The sequence below is a fragment of the Burkholderia sp. DN3021 genome, from assembly GCF_049805555.1.
Classification (GTDB): domain Bacteria; phylum Pseudomonadota; class Gammaproteobacteria; order Burkholderiales; family Burkholderiaceae; genus Burkholderia; species Burkholderia pyrrocinia_C.
The window spans coordinates 1-3129 of sequence record NZ_JBNCAB010000182.1; the positions used below are offsets into that span (position 1 = coordinate 1).

At 71.1% G+C, this 3129-nt stretch carries 3 protein-coding genes; all 3 read right to left on the reverse strand.

From position 1 onward, the window contains the following. Window positions 1-53: 53 nt before the first annotated feature. Window positions 54-542 carry a type IV pilus biogenesis protein PilP gene (gene pilP / locus ACPUER_RS36135; RefSeq protein ID WP_175959216.1) on the reverse strand — a complete coding sequence of 163 codons (489 nt, stop codon included), beginning with the start codon at window positions 540-542 and terminating at the stop codon, window positions 54-56. 13 nt (window positions 543-555) lie between these two features. Continuing rightward, a complete protein-coding gene (pilO2, locus tag ACPUER_RS36140; RefSeq protein WP_072436843.1) occupies window positions 556-1845 on the reverse strand; it encodes a type 4b pilus protein PilO2 in 1290 nt (429 codons plus the stop codon). Window positions 1846-1856: 11 nt separating this feature from the next. Then, window positions 1857-3129, reverse strand: a 1273-nt coding sequence (locus ACPUER_RS36145; RefSeq protein ID WP_425133499.1) for a PilN family type IVB pilus formation outer membrane protein, incomplete at its 5' end; no start/stop codon positions are given.

The following is a 3129-nucleotide window of genomic DNA, read 5'->3' on the forward strand; positions in this document are numbered from 1 at the left end:
GGCGGGCAGCGGCGCGCGCACGGGCGTCGCGTCGGGTCGTTGCGCGGCGTGGCTCATGATCCGCTCGCCGGCAGTGCGGGCAGCATCGGCGGCGGCGCGGCCGGGTCGGCCGGCAGCGGTGGATTGCCCGCGTACGACGGCGACGCCGTCGACAGCCTCGTGGTGCGCCCACGATTCGACACGACGACCGCACGCGGCTCGATCGCGACGACGCGTCCACCGTCCGGCAGCGCGTCGCCGCGCTGCACTTCGAATTCGGCGCCGCCGTTCATCCGGAGCGTCGCGAACGCGCGCTTGCCGACGCCTTCGATCGCCGTCACCGCGAACTGCCCGGCCGGCGCGCCGCCGCGCACGCGCGCGAGCTGCGCGGACCGCTCGGCGACCTGTTGCTCGGTCTCGAGCTTCTTCAACTGCGCCTGCAGCAGCACCGTCTCGCTTTGCAACTGCGTGAGCCGCGCGGCGGTCGCGCCGTCCTCGTCGGACGACACGGGCCCCGCCGCGCGCACGGCGCCGGCGAGCACCGCCAGGCCAAGTGCGCATATCCATCGGACGCGACTATTTCGCATAGAGCACTCCTTCGAGAGTCCACTGATTGTTCTGGTAAGCGAGGCGCTGCACGCGCAGCCCCGGCACGTCGATCGCGCGCACGAACTCGGGCGGCGCGACGCCGCCGAGGCTCGCGTTCAGCCGGTACGCGCGCCACCCGACCGCGGCGGCCGCCTGCTGCGCGAGATTCGCGAGCGGGGCGCGCGCCGCCTGATCGGGAAGCAGCGGGTCCAGTTTAGCCACGGCATCGAGCCATTGGAGACGCGACAGAAGTTGCGTCCTGACAACCGAATCGTCGACGAGCGGCGTGTCGCCCGCCGTCGGCGCGGCGAGCGGCACCTCGAGCGTCGCGCGTTCGCCGTCGGTGTCGACGATCGCGTCGGGCTCCGCGGCGAGCAGGTAGCGCACGTTCGAGCCATTGCGCGCCCACGTGTAGTGCGCCGCGTCCGGCGTACATTCGTAGCGATCGAGCCGCCAGCCGCCCGGCGCGAGCCGGCCGAAGCGCGTCGCGCACGCGCGCGCGAACCCGACCGCGTCGGGCAGCGCCGCCCACGGCGGAACGACGGGGCCGCTCTTCGCCTGCCGCGCGGCGAGTTCCGCGCGCACGCGTTCGAGCGCCGCCTCGCGTTGCTCGTCCTCGACCTTCGCGCGATGATGCCAATAGGCGAACGCGCCGCCGCCCGCGACGCACACGACCGCCGCGGCGACCAGCGCGGCGCGCGGCGACAAGCGCCGCTCGATGGGCCGCAACGCCCACCAGCGCTCGGTACGCGGCCGGCCGCCACGGCGCGGCAGCAGATCGTCGAGCCGCTTCGGCTGAAAATTCTGGAAGCCCTGCTTCTCGAGCTCCAGCTCGCCGATCACGACGTTCCAGCCGCCCCACGCGTAATCGGTATGCAGCCGTTCCAACGCTTCTTCGCGAGTGCCGACCCAGTCGCCGTTCGGCATGAACGCGTGGTCGCGCACCGCGAAGTACGCCCAGCGTCCGTCGGGCAGCGCGAACGCGCCGAGCCAGTTCGGCGCGGGCTGCCGGCGCCCGTTGTAGAACGCGCCTTCGAGCGCGATCGCGCGCGACACCATCGCGCCGAGCGACAGATGCCCGGGCGCGAAGCCGTCGCGCGTGTTCGCATAGCCCGCCGCCGCGCCGCCGCGATCGATCCGCAGCACCATCAGGTCGAACTTCAGCTTCTTCGCGAGCTCGACTGCTTCGGCGCGCAGCTCGTTGCGCCTCGACAGCGACTGCCAGAACAAGCCGCCGACGAAGCGCTGGCGGCCGATTTGAATCACCTGCGCGCTCATTGCCGGCTCCGTCAGGCGCCGCCGCGCTGCGTGACGGGCGTGATCAGGATCACGATCACCTCGCGCGAGCGTTGCGCCTCGTAGCCGCCGCCGAGCGCGATCATCTTCGGCGTGCCGATGCCGCGCTCGTCGAGCGAATCGTTCGTGCCTTCGTAGCCGCTGATGACGAGCGTCTCGCCCGACTTCATCGCGACCCGCTGCAGGAAGTTGCGCATGTCGACGTCGGGCGTCTGGATCCGCGTTGCGCCGCTGCCCGTGCTGCTCGACACTTCCTTCAGCTGGAGCAGCGACGAGATGTTCGTCGAGAACTGCAGCATCACGGTGCCATCGTCGAGCACGTGCGGCAACAGCGTCATGTTGAAGCCCGTCGTTACGGTGCCCGGCGTGAGCGCGGTCGACGAGCCGACGTTCGCGGTGTTCGTCGTCGACACCGACGCGAGATAGCCCGTCTGCGTCGCGACTTGCACGGGCACCGGCTGGTTGTTGAGCGTCGTGACCGACGCCGACGTCTTGCGGCGCACCGTCCCCTGCTGCGACAACGCGCGAATCAGCAGCTTGGTGCCGTTGAAGCGGCTCGTCGGGCTGAGCACCGTCGCGGACAGGTCGCCGGGCGTCACCGCGGCCGGCGTGAACGGGTTGGAGATCCCGAATTGCGCCGACACCGTCTTGTAGACGAGGCTCCAGTCGATCCCGTATGCGTCGCCCGCCTTCAGCGACACGCTGAGCACCGTCACGTTGAGCATCACCTGCCGCGACAGCGAGCGGTTCTGCTGCGTCATGAACGCGGCGACGCGCTCGATCACGTCGGGCGTGTCGGTCACCGAGATCGAGCCGGTCGCGGGCGATGCGACCGAGCTGCCGTAGCGCGACAGCATCGACTGGATCGCGCTCTGCAGCCCGTTGAACACGGACAGCTGCGAATTCACCGCGGTGTTCGCCGTATTGTTCGCGGTGAGGCCCGTCGTGCCGGAGCCCGGGCCGCTCGCGCCGCTGCCCGAGCCGCCGGACTGCGAGCCGCCCGACGTGCCGTCGCTCGTCGCGCCGCTCACCACCGACGCGTTCAGCGACGAGTCGCCGGGAATCGCGTTGACCTGGAACGTGTGGGTATCGGTGAAGAAGAAGCGGATCGTCCCCTGCTCGTATTTCCAGAAGACGCCGAAGCGCGCGCATGCCGCGTCGAGCAGGCCGCGCAGCGTGCCGCCCGTGTACAGGATGCGCGCCGGCGCGAACGACGTGCCGGCGCCGCCGCCGTCCGCGCCGCTGCCCGCCTTGCCGCCGCCGGAC